Origin of the sequence: Streptomyces paradoxus (assembly GCF_014202475.1) — a bacterium.
Lineage (GTDB): Bacteria > Actinomycetota > Actinomycetes > Streptomycetales > Streptomycetaceae > Streptomyces > Streptomyces paradoxus.
In genome coordinates this window covers 12,749-29,701 of sequence record NZ_JACHGV010000015.1, presented here as the reverse complement: position 1 = coordinate 29,701, position 16,953 = coordinate 12,749, and the positions used below count along the sequence as shown (strand labels likewise).

The window sequence follows — 16,953 nt, the reverse complement described above, 5'->3', positions numbered from 1 at the left end:
TGTGCCGGGGCGCCGTTGGCGGTGGCCGACCTGATGCTGCCCGCGGCTGAGGCGGCACCAACCTCATGTGACAGCACAGCTATTGGCCACGGGAGCGGCGAGCATCGGCTCAGGCAGGGACCACGTCATGGCCGATGCCTTCCGCGCCGAGACGTGAACGACAACCGACGCCTACGCGGGAGCTGGCACGCCTAAGAAGCTATTGTCGTTCCGAACCTGAAGGCGGCGTTTTAGCTGGTCAGGCGTAGGTTCGGTGATTCCGTGGGAGCTGTGGCCTGTCGTGTCGCCGCTCGCTGGGAGGTCGCGGATGCCGTCGGTCGTTGGACTGCTGGAACAGCATGAGCTTGCTGCTCGTCGGCGCGTGGACGAACTGCGGGAGGAGGCCGACCGAGTCCAGGCCGAGCTGGTCACGGCCGAGCAGGAGTGGCAGGAGTGGGTGATCGCCCGCAGGCGCGTCGATACGGTGCTGGCTCCGGACGGCGGCAACGCCGCCGGGGCCGAGGCGCCGCTGATCCGCAGAATGCAGACGCGTCACCGGCGGCCCGCGATGCGGCGAAGCCGAAGACGCAGGTGCCGGTGTGGCGCCAGGGGCTTGCCTGGTCGGTGCTTGCGGTCGACTACCAGCGCATCCTCAAGGCCCTCGCGGACCGGGAGCGGTTCGGCCAAGGGCCGCTGAATTGCCAGGAGATGGCCTCCGCGTTCGGCATGGACGTGGTGCCAGCCCGGGTGGAGGCACTGCGGTCGAAGGCGGAACGCCTGGTCGCGCGGGGTTGGCTGGCCGAGCCGGTGCCGGGCCGGTTCATGCTCGCCCGCCGTGTGGCCGGGCCAGGCGGCGGGTCATGAGCCCGGTCATCGACCAGTAGATCATCGCCTCGGCGCTGGTGGTGCAGCGCTCGAAGTCGCGGACCAGGCGGCGGCTTCGCATCAGGTGGGCGAAGAGGCGCTCGACGATCCACCGCTTGGGCAGCACCACAAAGCCGCGCATGTCATCGCTTCGCTTGTCGATCGCCAGGACCAGGGCGAACGCGGCCAGGCAGTGCTCGACGAGGCTGCCGGTGTAGCCAGCCGCCGTCGGCCCAGACCAGCTCCAGCCGGTGGTGCACGTCGGCGACCTGCCCCAGCAGCACGTGGGCGGCGGTGCGGTCGCCGGCGTCCGCGGCGGTGACCATCACGCCCAGCAGCAGGCCGAGCGTGTCGACCACGACGTGCCGTTTCCGCCCGTTGATCAGCTTGCCGCCGTCGAAGCCACGGCTGTCCGATCTGACGACGGCATCCGCCTTGACCGACTGCGAGTCGATCACCGCGGCCGTCGGCTCCGCATCCCGGCCCAGCTTCTCGCGGACCTGTCCGCGCAGCCGGTCGTGGAACTCCCTGACCAGACCATGATCACGCCAGCGGCGGAAATAGGCGTAGACCCGGTCCCACGGCGGGAAGTCGGCGGGCATCGCCCGCCACTTGATCCCGTTCTCCACGAGATACCGGACCGCATCAAGAATTGCCCGGAGACAGTACGCCTCGGGCCGACCGCCCCGGCCACGCAGCCAGCCTGGCACCGGCAGCAGCGGCCGGGCCACGGCCCACTCCGCGTCCGTCATATCCGAGGGATACCGCCGAACACGTTCCGGATGATCGGCCGCGTTCCCGAACCCGTGAGCGACACAATCACACGTCGGTGCAGCCGAGTTGAACTCCACCGGCGCGAGCACGTACAACTGCGGCAACAGGGTCTCCCGGATCTCGGTTGGCTTCGCAACCCCGAGCTACCAAGAGGCCCTGTTCTCATGCCCGCGGCCGGCTGCGATCACCCCATCGAGACTCCCGTTCGACGCACACCCCTCAAGATCGGAACGACAACAGCTTCTCAGAGGCCGAGGAGAAGTCCCCGGACCTGCTGGACTCCTGCGTCTGGGCGCTCACCGACCTCTTCCTCGACGCATCGGCGCCGGGCGCACCGTCTGGAGCGCAGGACCGGCGTCTGCAGGGCCGCCGATGACGGTGATGTCACTTCCGCCGCGTGAGCCCCGCAGTGGGTTCGGGCCTGAGGGTCCAGCACCCACCGCGGAGCGATGAGTCGGCACTACTGGTAGCGGATGCGGCGCGGGACAGCGAGGTACTGGCCGTATTCGCTGAGGTAGTCGTCGAGGAGTTCACGCAGTTTCCCGGCCTCTGCCGGGAGCGACGCTGAGAAGGCGGCCCACCCAGTGAAGGTCAGTTCGTACGGCAGGTCGACGAGGCCGGTGACCGCGTCCCAGAAAGCGTTCCAGTTCCGGCCGTAGAAGTCGGGGAACTTCAGCTCCCGCTGAAGGAGTTGTTGGAGGCCCTCGGCGTCCCGTACCTCGGTCAGGTCGATGACCAGTGAGTCGGGGACCGTGGGTTCCGCTTCGTTTGTTCCGTCTGTCTCGTCCGCCATCACGGCCAGGATCTTTCAGTAGGTGCCGACGAAATCGACGGTCTTGTAATGGTCGGTGGTCACGTACAGCAGGCCGTCATCGGAGTAGAGCAGCCGCGTGCCCGGCTGCTTGGAGCGCTTCATAGTATTCGTCAGGCCGACATCGGCCTCGTACCACACACGTCCCGACTTGGTAGGCAGGCCGATGGAGGCGGGGTCGCGGAAGATGTCGCCGCCGATCTGGCCGCCCGGCACGTGGTTGCCGAGAGCCTTGCCCGGTTCCCAGCCCTTCTGGGCGGCCTGGCTCTTCGTCACGTAGTTCGAAGGGAGCTTGCCGGTCTTGCGCAGGCTGTCGATGAGCGGGTTGGCCTTCTCCGTGGTGCTCAGTACGGCAGTGAGCCGGGAGCCGTTGTACAGGCTGTCGGCGCCCTTGTACCCGGCCTTCATCGTGCGCAGAATGACGACCGCCCCCACGGCGCGGTCCAGGCCGGACAGAGGTTCACCGGTGGCGGAGTCCGTACCGGTGATCGCCTGCCAGATGCCCTTGACGTCGCCGATACCCGGGGTGAGGTCGAGCAGCAGGGACAGCTTGCGCTGCTGGGCCGCGTCCTGGGCGAAGGACTTCTTGCTGCCGAAGAGGGTGTCCAGGTTGGAGAAGTCGAAGTCGATCCGGCCGGGGGTGATGTGGTTCAGCTGCTCGAAGCCCTTGGCCATGTTCTTGACGGCCTTGTTGGTCTCGGCCAGGGCCTTGTTCGCCTCGCTGATCCCCTTGTTCATCTGGGCCATGCCACGGTTGGCGCGGTCGATGCCAGCGTTCGCCTGCTTGAGTCCGGCGTTGACCTCCGCCACACCCTCGTTCATCTGGTCGAGCCCGGAGTTCATCTGCGCCATGCCAGCGTTCATGGTGTCCAGGGCGCCCATGATGTCCTTGTAGGTCTTGCCGACCTCCAACTCCTTGATCAGGTACATCGTGTCCCTGAGCAGCTTGGCGGTCGACTTGGCGACCTTCACCGCCTCACGGCCGAATTCGGCGGCGGCCCTGCCCTTCTTCTCCGCCTTCGCGGCGGACTGGAGGAACTTCGTACGAAGCGCCTCGTCCGTCAACAGCAGTGACGGGTCATCCAGCGCCGCGTACGCCTTGACCGTGGCGTCGTAGGCGTACTGGGCATCGAGCTGTCCGTCGCGGGCCTCATGGATGAGGTGCAGCACGAGGAACCAGGTGACACCGCGTTCGGCTATCTGATGGACCAGGTCCTCAAGGCAGGCCGGGCGCTCGGTCAGCGGTTTGTCCAGGCATTCCTGCACCGACGCGTCGGCGGTCTTCTTCAGGGCGTCCCTGACACAGCCGATCTTCTTCAGAGGGGTCAGGTTCTTGCAGGAGGCGAGCGGGCTCGATGCGGCGGCGGCCGGTTGTGCGGGCGCGGCGGCGATGGTTCCGGTCAAGGCCAGGACCAGCGCCAGGACGGCAGTGACGATCCGGGATACCGGCTTGTTCTGTCTCAATTGTTCCCCCGCGTCATCAGGACTGCGCTCGCACCCCCGTAAGGAGGTCACCCCTGGTCAGGGAGTGGGAGGCAGGCCGGAGACGCCGTTTGGCGAAAAATGTGCAGGCTTATGTTACTAGAGAGTAGCGAGGTTCTCGGCCAATGGGGCCCTCGGCGTCGAGACCGTGCAACAAAGGCCCGGCCGCTGAAGTGGCGTCGAGGGCCAGGACTCCCGTTCGACGCGCACCCCTCAAGATCGGAACGACAACAGCTTCTAAGGCGTTTCGCCGACCGAGGCCTGGTCGTGAAGCTCGTCCATCGCGACCTCGAGCGGGCCGTCGTTCACAACACCAGCTCTCCGTTGCGGTCGCACGCCGCACCCCGGGTGACCTCCGCCAGGGGACTGGCTTCGCGGGCCGTATCAGGAGGGACCTTCCTTCCTGATCGCGGTGGGATACGTACCGCTGCAGCGGGTCAGCGCCTACCTGCGAGAAAGGCGCCTTGCCACGGCCGGTTACCGCGCAGCCGCTGGCACCCCGCGTGGTGACGAGATGGATCCTCAGCCGACCCGAGACGCTGACCGAGATCGAACAGCTCCGGCTCAAGGCCGTCCTGGCCAACTGCCCTGAGCTCGATGCCCTGACCGGTCACGTCCGGTCCTTCGCCCAGATGCTCACCGAGCGGCAGGGGGAACGACTTCCGCAGTGGCTCGACGCCGTCCGCCAGGACGACCTCCAGCCTCCACACTCTCGCGGCCGGCATCGACCGCGACCGCGACGCCGTCATCAACGGCCTGACCCTGCCCTGGAACTCCGGCGTCGTCGAAGGACACGTCAACAGGATCAAGATGCTCAAGCGCCAGATGTTCGGTCGCGCTGGCTTCGCACTGCTCCGCAAGCGGGTCCTCCTCGCCCCGTGACCGATGTCAGTGGCTCCTGGAACCATGCCTTCGTCCGAGACAGCCGTATCAGGAGCCATGCATGGGAACGTGGGGAACCGGCCCGTTCGACAGCGACCTCGCCGCAGACTTCGTCGATGAACTTGAGGGACTCACCCACCAGCAGGTCATTGACGTGCTGGGGCTGGCATTCCAGCGAGTCACCGACTCGGGAGAACGCGTCGATGGCGGAGACGGCGCCGAAGCTGTTGCCGCTGGCGCTCTCCTCGCGAGCACCCTCCCGGACAGTCCCATCGTGATTGACCCGGACGACGGCCCCAGGGAACCGCTGCCCGAACTGCCAGCCTCCCTTCGCGTGTCGGCGAGACTCGCACTGGACCGGGTTCTCCAAGACGGATCAGAAATGGCAACCGGCTGGGTGGACAGCGCCGACGCTGACCAGTGGCGCCAGGAAGTACGACAGATCCTCCAAGCACTCGAAACACCCACTGATCACTAATCGTGACCGCTTCACCAGATGGCGATCTTGAGTGCTGCAGATGCTCACGAGAAATGACGTCGCCGTGGTGGGATGCCACCGGAGTGCGGCAGAAGCGGTCCGTCTCTTGATCACCGGTCGTTAGACTCCCGGCGTTCGGATGCTGTCGATGGACTGGAAGGCCGCGCCATGGGCGACGACCGTTGGGACGACTGGCCGGAACGGTGGGTCGGCACGGACTGCGACGTGCGGGCGGCCGTCAGCGCGATCCCGCGGGAGGTCAAGGACGGGTTCAGGTACGACGAGGTCCCCTGGCAGCGGTTCCGGCACTTCTACGGCCCGGGCGCGGAGATCCCCGGCCTGCTCGCCACGCTCGCGTCCGGGGACGCCGAAGCTGCCGACGAGGCCTTGTGGCAGCTCTGGACGAGTCTTCACCACCAGGGCGGCACGATCGCGGTGGGAGCACTGGCGGTTCCGTTCCTGCTCCGGATCGCGGCGACCGCGCGCCCCCAACTCCGTGCCCAAACCCTTCGCCTGGCCGCCGAGATCGGCCGGTGTCAGCACATGGGAGACGGATCGCGGGAAGGCCTGCTCCAGGTCGCCGAGGAGCCGTTGATGATCGAGGGCAGCACGATGTGCCCGGTGGACTGGACGATCCAGGCCGCCCGTCAGGCCGTCACGGACGACTTGCACCTTCTGCTCCCGCTTCTCTCCGACCCCGGCCCCGAGGTCCGCTCCGTGACCGCCTACGTTCTGGCGGCGGCGACCGGCGAGCTTTCACACGTCTCCTCTGCTCTGCAGTCCAGGCTGGCGGAGGAAGACGATGCGGTGGTCCGGGTGAGCTTGATCCTGGCGATCGCCCAACTCGCCCGCGAACACCAGGATGAATACGCTCCCAAGTGGGCCCGGGGCCTGTGGTCGGATCCCGGACGACCACCCGAGGTCCGCATCGGCGCTGGCCTGGCCTGGCTGTGCCTGGTCACCGACCCCGCCCCCGACGAGCTCCGCGCCCTCCTCACCGACCCCGGCACCCGTCAATACGACGACCTGCTCCAGCCGGTGCCATGGCTCACCTGGATCGACCCCACCGGCGTCGGGCTGCGCAATTGCATCGACGAAATGCTCACGGCGAACATCCCCGATACAGTGCTCGACGATCATTGGGGTGGAGCACCATCAAGCTGAACCATGCAGCGGTCAGCCGGCTTTGGCGGGCGCTTCGGTAGGAGTCGGTGCCGGTCTCGATGATGGGTCGAAGGAGTGCTCGTCCCTGGGTACCTGACGGAGCCGAGCGCGGACGCCCGCTGGTGCCATCTGTGGGTCGAGCACTCCTTCGCGGTCGTCCGGCTACACCGCGCTGTGGCCGGCCTGGCAGGGGTGCACGGACCCGGCCAGCTGCGGGTACACCGGGCCCAGCATCTGGCACCGCGACCATCTCGACCCGTACATGCGTGAGCTGCGCGGCCCGGGCGGGCCATTCGCAAGCCGCACCAAGAAACGAGCACACGGTCGTACACAGGCTGCCAGCACAGGTGCCCACTGCGTGGTGGGTGGAGGCCTGACTGGCCGGTACCGGGTGAGGGGCGAGGGACTATACGCAACCCACGAGCTCTCCGCAGTAACCGAGATCACGGCAGTGTCACGGAATGGCTCATTCGCGCCGTGGGCAGCCTCGTACCGCTTCTCGGTTCAACGTTCGGACTGCGAAGCAGAGTTCGAGTGTGCGGCCGGTCTCAGCACCGTCCGCTCGCAGGGGCCGGGGGGCTCTGCGGTCCGTCTCCCGAAAGGAAGCACATGCCTCAGGACGTCCGGTTCGACCTGCCCTTCGACACTCCGGTCAGCGAGCATCTGGAATACGCCCGGGCCCGTCATCTGCGCTGGGTGTGGGAGATGCGGCTGGTCTGCAGCCGGGAGGGTTTCGAGGAGTACAAGTCCTGGGATCTGCCCCAGGCCGCCGCCCGCACCTATCCGCACGCCTCGGCGGACGACATGGTCGTCCTGATGAACTGGTTCTCCCTGGCGTTCCTCTTCGACGACCAGTTCGACGCCACCAGGCCCGACCGTGCCGACCGCATAGCGGAGGTCGCCCGGGAGCTGATCGTCACGCCCCTGCGCCCGGCCGGCAGCCCGCCTCGCGTGGCCTGTCCGATCACCCTCGCCTGGGCGGAGGTGTGGAGCCACCTTTCGCATGGCATGTCTCTGACATGGCAGACCCGGTTCGCCGCCTCGTGGGGGCGCTTCCTGGTGGCGCACTGCGAGGAGGTCGACCTGGCCGCCCGGGGCTTGGAGGGGACCCTGGGCCTCGACGAGTACGCGGCGTTCCGGCGCCGGACAGTGGGCATCCACCACAGCATCGACGCAGGTGAGCGCAGCCGCGGTTTCGAGGTGCCCGCCCAGGCGATGGCGCACCCGGTGATGGAGCGGATGCGCGATCTGGCCGCGGACACCATCGGGTTCATGAACGACATCCACTCCTTCGAGCGGGAGAAGCGCCGTGGCGACGGGCACAACCTGATCGCCGTGCTGCGCCGGGAGCGCGGCTGCACGTGGCAGCAGGCCACCGACGAGGCGTACCGGATGACGATCGCGTGCCTCGACGAGTACCTCGAACTCCAAGAGCGTATCCCTCGGATGTGCGACGAGCTGCGGCTCGACGAGGCGGAGCGGGACCGGGTCCAGATGGGGGTGGAGGCCATCCAGCACTGGATTAACGGCAACTACGAGTGGGCACTGACGACCGGCCGCTACGCGGCGGCCAAGGAGGGCGCGGTGGCCACGGCCGAGCTGGCCGGGCGGGGTTCGGTGGACGACCTGCTCACCGTATGACGCGGCGGTGGTGCCCGGCCGGACCTCCGGCCGGGCTGTGTCGGGGACGGCTACGGCCGCGGTTCGTCTCGGAGTAGCTTGAGCGCAGTCTGCTGGTAGACCAGGCTCGCAAAGGGCCACTTTCGGGCGGCTTCGACTTCCCCATCCGAGTTGACCTCGTATGGCTCGGCCGCGGCAGCGCAGGCGTCCGAGTCGCACAGCACGCGCGCTGTTGCCTCAGCACCTCCGTCATCCTGCTCGATGACGAAGGTGTCTGCTTCGAGCAGGGTGGCGGCGAAGCAGTCGAAAGCCGACCGCAGGCTCTCGCGAGCAGCCGCCGTCAGCGCCTCGCGGGAACCGGAACCGTGCTGGGCCAGTTCAGCTACGTCCCAGCGGATGCGCTCTACGTGGACGGTGAAGCGGTTCGAATCGGGGGGCCCCAGCGGAACGCTCAGCGGCATGTAGTTGGCCTTTCGTCGAGTCACGCGGTAGCGGCGTCGTGCGATGCTCGGGCGAGGTCCACCGCTTCGAGCACGACCGGGACATTCAGGTGCTTGGCAACGCTGACGAGATGCTGGCGGTCGGCGCTCTCGGGAACGTCGCTGCCCGGCAGCCGGGGGAGGCGAAGTGCGGCCGGCAGGGGCGGTGCGGAGTCGGCACGTGCTTGGGCTGCGAAGAGCAGGACCGCGGCAGCCTGAGCCGCGGGCAGGTCCCAACTAGTGCCCAGAGTGCTGCTGCCCTCGCTGAGCTGCCCGCCACTCACCGGTGTGGAGGTCTCCGCGATGTCATGCGCTGGGGCCGTCTCTGCGGCCAGCTTCTGCACGGCCATCGACGGCAATCTGTGCCACCACGGGCTGAGCCGACCGGCCCCGTCATGGATCTCCGCCATCAAGGAGTTGAGGTCCGCGCCTGTGTCGAATCCGGGCCACCACGACCACCTCGGTTCAAGGACGACCTTCGGGCCGGAGGGATCATGGTCGGCGCCAGGCCGCACCACAAGATCGTGCAGGGCCTTCAGCGTACGCAGGTCCCGGCGCTCAGCCTGGCGGGAGCGCAGAACGAGGGAGGCGAGGGCGATGTTGGCGCACACGCAGCCAGCAGTGGGGCCCAGCCATGCGATTTGTTCCAGTCCCTCAAGGCGGTGAGGGCCGGTGATGGATCCGAACAAGGCGACTGCGGCCAAGGCGACGTGCAACACGTCGGCGACGAGCGCCAAGGCGAACCAGCCGATCACCTTGCGCAAGTTGGCCCTCAGGTCAGGGCGGCCGGGGAGCGAAAGGGTGAGGAACTCGCGCACGATGACCGCGATCGTGGCAAGCAGGGCAATCCAGTAGATGACGTGAAGAGCGCGTACCTCGGGCGCATGGGCGTAGACGGAGGCGAACCGCAAGGGCGCCGCCGGACCGAGATCGGCAAGGGCGTACAGCACCGACATAGCGATGATGGCGCCCGCATACAGCGGCACCCACCGTGTCGCGGTTCGGCGCAGGGCGGCCGGTTCTCGGCGGTCCGGCTGCCACAGCTGGCTGAGGGCATGGGCGTGCCCCATGCACACCAGGGTGAGGGCAGGGATGATCAGGCCGCCGATGTTGGGCGAGCCGAGCAGCGATCCGGTGATTTGGTACACGGCGGGGGTAGCGATCAGATAGATCGTTCCGCCGCAGGTCACCATCGAGGCGGTCAGGCCGAGCGTCCAGTCACGCTGATGGCGCAGGGCCAATGCCTTGACCGTGCCTGTCCCCAGGCACGCGGCGGCGCTGAGGAGGTTGAGCACCGTGAGAACCGCTGTCATCAGTCAGATGGAGCGGCGGTTACTGAATGCGGCAGCGAGTGGACCTGCGCTCTGGCCGGCGGGGTCCAGGTCGAGCAGCGGCAGAACGACCCTGGCGAAGACCTCACAGGTGAGCTCCTCGTCGTCCGGGTAGCCTGCGCGCAGCCGCACCGGCCGAGTGAGCAGCTCTTCGCGGATGCGGGCGGGGAGAGCCTGCATCTGCTCTTCGAGGCTTTGGATCGTCACGCCGTCGAAGTGCGCATGGACGGCCATGCCCGGGCCGTCGGTCGGGCCGTCGTCGACCAGGAGGTGGCGCAGCTCATGCAGGATGACGTGTGCGCGGTGGCGCCTGCTGACGAGACCGCTGACTGCGATCGTGTCCTGGTCCTCGCCGATCACCACCGCTCCGCTCACATGCAGCGGCAACGAGTCGAGCGTGATGGTCTCAATGGGGCGGCCGCCGCGCAGTTGGGCGACGGACTCCAGTACACCAGGGCGTCCAGTCCGCGGGTCTTTCCCGACCAGGGGCGCTCCCGCCCATAGGTCGAGGTCCTTGTAGAACGTCCGAACCGCGGAGCGCCGCTCGCGAGACCAGGTGCGGTGTTCCTGCCAGGAGGCAAGGATGCGGGAAGGGGCTCCAGCGCAGCGACCGAGGAACTTCTGGCGTGACGAGGCCGGTATCGGCACCTGGTCGGCGTGGTGCATCGACCGTCTCACTCCCCGAATCCGCGTTGTTTACAGGCTGTGCCTTGTGGCGTACGGAGCGCAGAATAACAGCCGGGCTGGTCTGTTTAGCAGATCGGGAAACGGAAGGCCGTTGGGGGTACGGCGGCGCTGGTGAACACCGTACCCCAACTCGCTTTAGGCGGCGGTGGATACGGGATGACGCAGGCGGAGCCGCCCTGCCAGCAGGTTGAGACTGTTGGAGGCGTAGGTGCTGACCGGTTCGGCGGCGGGGGCGCCGGTCTGGTCGAAGTCGAAGGTCTCCGTGAAGGCGGCCAGCGCGGTGCGGGCCATGAGGCGGGCCAGGGGAGCGCCGATGCAGTAGTGGGCCCCGTGTCCGAAGGCCACGTGTTGGACCAGGGTCTGGCGGGCCGCGTCGAACTGATCGGCTGTCGGCCCAAAGGCCTCGTCGTCACGGCCGCTCGCGGCGATACAGAGGGCGATCGCGTCGCCCTTCTTTACGGGTACCCCTCCCACCACCACGTCCTCGGCGGCATAGCGGAACAGGAGCGTGTTGATGGGCGACGCCCACCGAAGGGTCTCCTCCACCACGCTGTCGATGGAAACCGCCCCGCTACGGACGAGCTCCAGTTGCTCGGGGTGGTCCACGAGAGCCTTCAACGCGTTCACAAGGAGGCTCTGGGTCGTCTCGTGCCCGGCGAACAGGAACATCATCAGCGTGAGCAGCAGCAGTTCGTCGTCGAGGACGGCGCCCTCGCCGTCGGTGGCTGCGATCAGGGCGGAGGTCAGGTCGTCACCCGGCTGCCGCCGCCTCTCGGCGATCAGTCCGGTGATGATCCGTACGACGCCAGCCCGGCCGGCGTCGATGTCGGCCTTGCCGCTGCGGCCGTCGTGGATGGCCTTATAGTGCCGAGCGAGGTCGTCACTGGCGCTGTAGTCCAGGCCGAACAGCTCGCAGATGATACGCATGGGCAGCGGGAAAGCGAAGTGCCGTCGCAGATCGACGAACTCCTGCGGGTCCGTCTGAGCGAGCTCGGCGATCAGTTCTCCCACGATCGTGTCGATCCGGGGGCGCAGGCTCTCGACGCGGCGGAGGGTGAAGGCCTTGCTGACCAGGCCCCGAAGTTCGCGATGGCGAGCGCCGTCCTCGTTCAACATGCCAGGCATCAGGGCGAATTCGAGGACACCCGGAGCGTCGGTGATCCGGCCGGCCTGCAGATCGGCCCAGTGTTGCGGATGCTTGCGGAACTGGCGGCCGCCCAGAATCGCGGCGGCGACGGGAAGGTGGCCTGTGGCCCAGACGCGAATGCCGCCGTCGAGGACTGCTGGAACGAGTCGGCCCGCCTCGCGCAGCCGGACGCCCTCGCCGTTGACGTCGAGGGCGCGCGGGTCGAGGCGGAAGAGCTGGTCCTCAGGGCAGGTGGCGAGTTCCATCAGCGGTCTCCTGTCGGGGTATGAGCGAGCGTTTCGCCTCGGTGACGGGCTTGGGCGGGGTCCCACGAGGCCGAGAGGTGCTTCGGCATGCGGGTGAGGATCGAGTCGCCCCACTCCACGGCCTGGGCAGGCTGGGTCAAATAGATGTCCGGCAGCCGGGTCCACAGGCGTTCGACCCCGCCCTGCACAATCACCCGGGCCTCGTCCGGAGCCGGGCATTCGTGCGCCCCGTTACCGAAGGCGACGTGACTGGCGTTGTCCTCGTAGGCGGAGGCCTTGCGCATCTCGTCGAACGAGGGGTCGAGGTTGGCCCCGGCCAGGGAGGGCACCACGAGAGACCCACGAGGGATGAGGGTCGAGGTGTCGTTGAGGACCACGTCGGCGGTGGCGATGCGTCCGATCGGCTGCTGCACCGGGGCGTGGTCCCACAAGACCTCGGCCATGACACCGGGTATGTCCCGCAGCCAGCCGCGCAGATCGCCTCTGGTCTCTTCGAGGCGGGCGAGGAGCAGGAGCGTGTTGGCTGTCCAGGCCGTGGTCGCCCCGACACTGGCGTTGATCGACAGCCAGAGGGTCTGTTCGATCTCGTCAGCGGAGAGGCCTGCCTCCACGAGACCGGTGGTGACGTCCTCCCGCGGATCCGCATGGCGACGGGACACGTGAGTGGCGATGATCTCGGTCAGCTCCGTGTTGGCGTCGAGGGCGTCCTCGCCGCCGCCCAGCAGGGCCGGGATCAGCCGCTGGAACCGGGTGGCCTCCTCCGGCGGGAATCCGAACATTCTGCCGAGGGCAGCCACGGGAAGAGGGAGGGCGTACCGGCTCACCAGGTCGGTGTGCCCGTCGTCGACGAAGGCGTCGATAAGCTGATCAGCCGCCGTACGGACGATGACGCTCAGGTGCCCCCGCCCGATCTTGCCCAGGCTGTGCCTGAAGGCTGCGCGCAGCCGCACATGCTCCTCACCCACGGCATGGAGCATGTTCTGCCGTCGCACGGTGTGGGGTCGCAGCGGCCATCCCGGCGGCAGCTCGGCCGGGGTGATGCTCCACTGCCCGAGATCCCGCGTGAACCGCAGTCCGTCCTTCAAGACCTGGTTGACCTCCGTGTAACCGGTCACCAGGTACGCGGGCACATCCCCGTCGAGGTGCACGCGCACGACAGGGCCGTGCTCACGTAGCCGGTCGTAGAAGTCGACCGGGTCCTCGACCATCTGGACGCTGGACAAGGGTACGGCGGCGCCGTGGGGGACTGGGCAGCCCGCGGGCTCTAACGGGAGGCCGCTGGAAGAGGGCTGAAGGGGGTGGGATGTCATCGCATCGGCTTTCCGAGTCGCCGGGCAGAACGGACCAAGGGGAGCCAGCACAGGGCCTGGCCTGGGTCGTCGTGATCCTGAAGCACAGGCCGTACAGCTGTCAACAAACGGTTACACGCCTGGCAGGGGTGACCGGGCCGGGCTACCCTGCGGGACGTAACCGCCCCTTGGCCCCATGGAGAGCTTCCGTGCCCTATGTCCCTCACGAGGTGAACGCGGCCAAGATCGCTGCGCTCGTAGCCGCCATTGACCAGGCGGCCTTTCGCCTCGGATACAGCGGAACCGAGGTTCTCGACGTCGAGGAACTCTCCGTGGACACAGGCCTTGCCCCGGAGCGGGTGCGCCAGCTACTCGAAGGCGCCGAACCGGAGCAGCCGCCGACCGGAAGCAAGGATGAGCGAGAAGCCTTCTACCGGAAGCTGGTAGGCCAGCGCCTCAGCTTCCTGCGGAAACGGGCCGACCCCTCCTCAGAGCACGGTGAGGCTCTCCGTGTGATCGGTGACGAAGTCGGGTTGTCGCACGCGCTTGTATCGCGCCTCGCCAAGGGCACGCGCAGTGCACGGGTCGACTACAGCAGCCCTCTGGAAGCGCGCTACCAGGTGCCTCACGGCTTCTTGTCCCAGCCGGAAGGGCCCGCCCTGGCTGACCGGCTGGAGAAGATCAAGGACGGCCTGTGGGCGAGCGTGCTGCGCGAAGAGATCGCCGAGTTCGGAGGCAAGCAGATGGCTCTGCGTCAGACCGGAGGCCAGCCACCCAGCCTGGAGGAGCTGGTGTCCATCATGGATGCGGTGAAGGCTCGTCAGCGCATCCAGAACCGCCGCGCCGGAGCGTCTCCGGACGATCTGGCTGGAGAGTAGAAGGGCTCACGACCGAGCCTGTCGTCTCCAAATGTTGACAGGGTGCAGGGTGTTGAACCAGGATCACGAGTGGTCACCTCGCCGGCGGACGCCCACGCAAACGGGCCGCCCCCAGGTGGGGACGGCCCGTTCTCACAAGATCACCATCAGAGACCACAAATAGCCCTGGGGTGCTCACCAGCGTGGTGCAACACGCTGAGCACCAGGGTACGGCCTATATGCCGCTTCGGCGATCCCCCTCGGATGCGGCGAGCGGTTCCGCCGTAGCCCGAGCGCCCCTGTGCGATACAGGAGTTGACGCGTGCTCACCCACACCGCGCTGCGCACCCCACGCAACAACGCCAGGACGTGGAGCGCCTTCAATGCGCCCCGTCCCACAACCGGACCCATCCACAGCTGACCCCATCCGCTGGGACGCCCACCGCGCCTGTTCCAGTAGCTGCGGTTAGCCCGTGCCCCTCAGCGCCTCGCGAGGGGGCTCCCGCTCCCGGCCGTCATGTGTGGTCCCCGGCCGGGCACGACTGCGGACGAGTCGCTGCCACGGCCCGTCCCGCCGTATGCGACCGAGGTGAGTTTCTGCCAAGGCTCCCGCGCGTTTCCTCGACGCTCGCGCTCCTCGGCCCCGCGGGGTGCCGCTCCCATTCCCTCAGAGAGTCCGGCTGCCCGTGACTCCTTCCGTAACTGGAGCCCTGTTCCATGGCCATCCCCTCAGCGGCGCTTGAGGCCCGAGCTCTGCCCGCTGCTGCCGCCGGTACGGTGGCGGTGGTTGCGCCAGATGATCGCTGTCGCTACGCGGGGGCCATCGTCCGGCAGGGATGGCGGCCCGTCGCCGTCGATCTGGCCCCCCGTCTACGGCCGCCAGCGTTCTGGGGGCCGACGCTCGGTCCCTATGCCCACCGTGTGGAGCACCGCAGCTCCATGTACCGGACGGTGAGGCTTCTGCGGGCCCTCGGAGTGTCCGCGGTGGTCGCCGGCAGCGTGGCGGGTATCGCCCTGGCCGAACGGATCGCCGCGGAGCTCCAGCTGGCCGGTGCCGACCCGGAGACCTCACTGCTGCGTCATGACCGCGGTGCGCAGGCCGCCGCCCTGGTGCAGGCCGGTGTGCCCGCCCTGCGCAGCGTGCGGACCGCGAGCCTGACCGAAGCCCTGACGTGGGCCGAACGCCGTGCTCTGCCCGCATACGTGCTGGCACCGGCCGCAGCCGGAGTACCGGTCGAGCCGGTGGTGTGCGAACGAGGTCTGCAGATCAGCGCCGCCTGGCCTGCTATGCGCAGGGAAGCAGCACGTCACGCCGGTGACACGCATCTGGTCCTGACCGAGCACCTGCCCGGCCGCCGCTACGTGGTCCACAGCGTGTCCCGCCTGGTCGACGGGCAGAGCGATCACGTCGTCACCGACGTCTGGGCGGAGACACGCACCTCCGGCGGCCGCCTGGCCCGCACCGACTTGATGAACCGTCACCACCTTCTCACCAGGGCGCTGCACATGTACGTACTCCGGGCGCTCGATGCGCTGGGAGTGGTGTGCGGGCCGGTGACCAGCCGCATCGCCTACGCCGACGAGCGCGGGCCGGTACTCCTGTCCGCCCTGGCCGTTCCTGCGACCTCAGTGGCGGACAAGGCACTGCGAGAGGCCACCGGCCACGACCGGCTTGTCGACGCCCTGGATTCGGTGATCCCGCCCGCTCCTGCGCAACTCATCCCCGCCCCGACCGGCAACAGAGTCGTCCGGGTCCACCTGCACCCCGGCCATAGCGGCCACATCGACCCGTGGACCGCCCGCATCCTGCGCAGACTGCCCACCGTGGCGGCCGTCAGCGAGGACCTCCGCTCGAAGACCCCGGCCACCCCACCGACCGGCACGGAAATCGTGCTCAGCAGCAGCGAGCCGCATGCGATCGAGGGCGACTACCGCATCATCCGGGCTCTTGAGCGCAACTGCCTCTACCTCGCGGCCGCCGACTCCGCCCCCCGACCCTTCGAGAGGCCCACGTGATCACGTCCATGCGCCCGTCCTGGTCCGCCGCCCGCCTCGATTACGCCCTCGCTACCAGCCGCAGCGAGCAGCGCGCCGCGCTCGGTCTGTACCTGCCCGTCGGCTACCCCTCCCGTACCGCCAGCCTGGACGCCCTGCACCTGATGGCCAAGCACGCCGACGTCCTGGAGCTCGGCCTGCCGCACAGCGACCCACACATGGACGGTCCGGTGATCCGGCAGGCATGCGCCCAGGCGCTGGACAGCGGCTTCGAGATGATCGACCTCTTCACGGCGGCCACGGAGCTCACTGCTGCGACCACGACAGCCCTGGTCGTGATGTCGTACTGGGCCCCGATCGCGCGTTTCGGCCCCGAGTTGTTCGCGGAGCGGCTGGCCGTGGCCGGCGGCGCGGGTGTTCTGATCCCCGACCTCCCCGAGCGCGAGGCCGCCACGTGGCACTGGGCGGCCCGTGAAGCGGGCCTGCACACGATCCCCCTGGTGCCGGCCCACGCATCCAACGCACGCCTGGCCGAGATCGGGTCCGCATCGAGCGGCATGGTCTACGCCCCCGCGACCCCCGGCCGCACCGGCGCTCAACGGCCGCTCAGCCCGTACCTGCCGCGCCAGGTGCGACGCCTCCGCTATGCGACCGGCCTGCCCGTGGCGGTCGGTATCGGCATCAGCACCCCCGAGCAGGCCGCCCGGGCGTCCACGTACGCGGACGCCGTGATGGTCGGCTCAGCCGTGATCCGCCGCATGAGGACCTGGAGCAACGCCCCAGACCTGGCTGCCGCTCAAGCCGCCAAGACCTTCGCTGACGGGGTGCGCCGGGCATCGAGCTCCGCGCGCTGACCAACCTACGCCCCC

General features: G+C 68.2%; 16 protein-coding genes and 2 pseudogenes. 8 read left to right on the top strand and 10 right to left on the bottom strand.

Annotated features, from left to right (window positions below):
- Positions 1–307: 307 nt before the first annotated feature.
- Positions 308–843: pseudogene (locus HNR57_RS34170) on the top strand (hypothetical protein).
- On the opposite strand, the gene HNR57_RS39955 reads toward HNR57_RS34170, so the two are convergent.
- The 5 genes from HNR57_RS39955 to HNR57_RS40985 form a co-directional block, all read right to left on the bottom strand.
- Complete coding sequence (locus HNR57_RS39955) at positions 800–985, bottom strand: transposase (protein ID WP_246555214.1); 186 nt, start codon at positions 983–985, stop codon at positions 800–802. The pseudogene HNR57_RS34170 and the gene HNR57_RS39955 sit on opposite strands and share 44 nt — an antisense overlap.
- A 1-nt stretch (position 986) precedes the next feature.
- Positions 987–1,721: an IS5 family transposase gene (locus HNR57_RS34165; protein WP_246555213.1), complete on the bottom strand. Its 735-nt coding sequence runs from the start codon at positions 1,719–1,721 to the stop codon at positions 987–989.
- Positions 1,722–2,077: 356 nt separating this feature from the next.
- On the bottom strand, positions 2,078–2,410 hold the full coding sequence (locus tag HNR57_RS34160) for a barstar family protein (protein WP_221343382.1): 333 nt from the start codon (positions 2,408–2,410) through the stop codon (positions 2,078–2,080).
- Between the two features lie 15 nt (positions 2,411–2,425).
- Positions 2,426–3,892, bottom strand: a complete 1,467-nt coding sequence (locus tag HNR57_RS39235; RefSeq protein ID WP_221343381.1) for a pre-toxin TG domain-containing protein — start codon at positions 3,890–3,892, stop codon at positions 2,426–2,428.
- A gap of 455 nt (positions 3,893–4,347) precedes the next feature.
- Positions 4,348–4,728 carry a hypothetical protein gene (locus tag HNR57_RS40985; RefSeq protein ID WP_221343380.1) on the bottom strand — a complete coding sequence of 127 codons (381 nt, stop codon included), beginning with the start codon at positions 4,726–4,728 and terminating at the stop codon, positions 4,348–4,350.
- 125 nt (positions 4,729–4,853) lie between these two features.
- Here HNR57_RS40985 and HNR57_RS34145 point away from each other — a divergent pair, with 125 nt between their 5' ends.
- The 4 genes and pseudogenes from HNR57_RS34145 to HNR57_RS34125 all read left to right on the top strand — a co-directional run bounded on the left by HNR57_RS34145 (position 4,854) and on the right by HNR57_RS34125 (position 8,075).
- Positions 4,854–5,270 carry a DUF4259 domain-containing protein gene (locus tag HNR57_RS34145; RefSeq protein WP_184566376.1) on the top strand — a complete coding sequence of 139 codons (417 nt, stop codon included), beginning with the start codon at positions 4,854–4,856 and terminating at the stop codon, positions 5,268–5,270.
- Between the two features lie 168 nt (positions 5,271–5,438).
- The gene (locus HNR57_RS39945; RefSeq protein ID WP_246555211.1) at positions 5,439–6,434 is read left to right on the top strand and encodes a hypothetical protein; all 996 of its coding nucleotides are present in this window, start codon (positions 5,439–5,441) and stop codon (positions 6,432–6,434) included.
- A gap of 127 nt (positions 6,435–6,561) precedes the next feature.
- A pseudogene (locus tag HNR57_RS39940) lies at positions 6,562–6,708 on the top strand (hypothetical protein); the annotation flags it as partial.
- Between the two features lie 335 nt (positions 6,709–7,043).
- Positions 7,044–8,075: a 7-epi-alpha-eudesmol synthase gene (locus tag HNR57_RS34125; protein ID WP_184566374.1), complete on the top strand. Its 1,032-nt coding sequence runs from the start codon at positions 7,044–7,046 to the stop codon at positions 8,073–8,075.
- Between the two features lie 50 nt (positions 8,076–8,125).
- Here the strand turns inward: HNR57_RS34125 and HNR57_RS34120 are convergent, their stop codons facing one another.
- From HNR57_RS34120 to HNR57_RS34100, 5 genes are all read right to left on the bottom strand, one after another.
- A complete protein-coding gene (locus tag HNR57_RS34120) occupies positions 8,126–8,539 on the bottom strand; it encodes a hypothetical protein (RefSeq protein WP_184566372.1) in 414 nt (137 codons plus the stop codon).
- On the bottom strand, positions 8,536–9,846 hold the full coding sequence (locus HNR57_RS34115) for a hypothetical protein (protein WP_184566371.1): 1,311 nt from the start codon (positions 9,844–9,846) through the stop codon (positions 8,536–8,538). Before HNR57_RS34115 ends, HNR57_RS34120 begins: the two co-directional genes overlap by 4 nt.
- Positions 9,847–9,849: 3 nt before the next feature.
- Positions 9,850–10,530 carry a hypothetical protein gene (locus HNR57_RS34110; RefSeq protein WP_184566369.1) on the bottom strand — a complete coding sequence of 227 codons (681 nt, stop codon included), beginning with the start codon at positions 10,528–10,530 and terminating at the stop codon, positions 9,850–9,852.
- A 156-nt stretch (positions 10,531–10,686) separates the two neighbouring features.
- Entirely contained in the window at positions 10,687–11,943 is a 1,257-nt protein-coding gene (locus HNR57_RS34105) for a cytochrome P450 (protein ID WP_184566367.1), read from the bottom strand.
- Positions 11,943–13,166, bottom strand: a complete 1,224-nt coding sequence (locus HNR57_RS34100; RefSeq protein WP_184566365.1) for a cytochrome P450 family protein — start codon at positions 13,164–13,166, stop codon at positions 11,943–11,945. Before HNR57_RS34100 ends, HNR57_RS34105 begins: the two co-directional genes overlap by 1 nt.
- 275 nt (positions 13,167–13,441) lie before the next feature.
- On the opposite strand from HNR57_RS34100, the gene HNR57_RS34095 reads away from it, so the two are divergent.
- From HNR57_RS34095 to trpA, 3 genes are all read left to right on the top strand, one after another.
- Positions 13,442–14,110: a hypothetical protein gene (locus tag HNR57_RS34095; protein ID WP_184566363.1), complete on the top strand. Its 669-nt coding sequence runs from the start codon at positions 13,442–13,444 to the stop codon at positions 14,108–14,110.
- A 900-nt stretch (positions 14,111–15,010) separates the two neighbouring features.
- Positions 15,011–16,105 carry a hypothetical protein gene (locus HNR57_RS34090; protein ID WP_313675543.1) on the top strand — a complete coding sequence of 365 codons (1,095 nt, stop codon included), beginning with the start codon at positions 15,011–15,013 and terminating at the stop codon, positions 16,103–16,105.
- Positions 16,102–16,938, top strand: coding sequence for a tryptophan synthase subunit alpha (trpA, locus tag HNR57_RS34085; protein WP_313675541.1), 837 nt, complete (start codon positions 16,102–16,104; stop codon positions 16,936–16,938). The genes HNR57_RS34090 and trpA overlap by 4 nt, the downstream gene beginning before the upstream one ends.
- Positions 16,939–16,953 lie beyond the last annotated feature (15 nt).

Excerpts from the sequence above, each read along its gene's own strand:
- HNR57_RS34125 (WP_184566374.1), top strand. The coding sequence starts at position 7,044 with ATGCCTCAGGACGTCCGGTTCGACCTGCCCTTCGACACTCCGGTCAGC.
- HNR57_RS34105 (WP_184566367.1), bottom strand. The coding sequence starts at position 11,943 with ATGGAACTCGCCACCTGCCCTGAGGACCAGCTCTTCCGCCTCGACCCG.
- HNR57_RS39945 (WP_246555211.1), top strand. The coding sequence starts at position 5,439 with ATGGGCGACGACCGTTGGGACGACTGGCCGGAACGGTGGGTCGGCACG.
- HNR57_RS34115 (WP_184566371.1), bottom strand. The coding sequence starts at position 9,846 with ATGACAGCGGTTCTCACGGTGCTCAACCTCCTCAGCGCCGCCGCGTGC.
- HNR57_RS34145 (WP_184566376.1), top strand. The coding sequence starts at position 4,854 with ATGGGAACGTGGGGAACCGGCCCGTTCGACAGCGACCTCGCCGCAGAC.
- HNR57_RS34160 (WP_221343382.1), bottom strand. The coding sequence starts at position 2,410 with ATGGCGGACGAGACAGACGGAACAAACGAAGCGGAACCCACGGTCCCC.
- HNR57_RS34110 (WP_184566369.1), bottom strand. The coding sequence starts at position 10,530 with ATGCACCACGCCGACCAGGTGCCGATACCGGCCTCGTCACGCCAGAAG.
- HNR57_RS39955 (WP_246555214.1), bottom strand. The coding sequence starts at position 985 with ATGCGCGGCTTTGTGGTGCTGCCCAAGCGGTGGATCGTCGAGCGCCTC.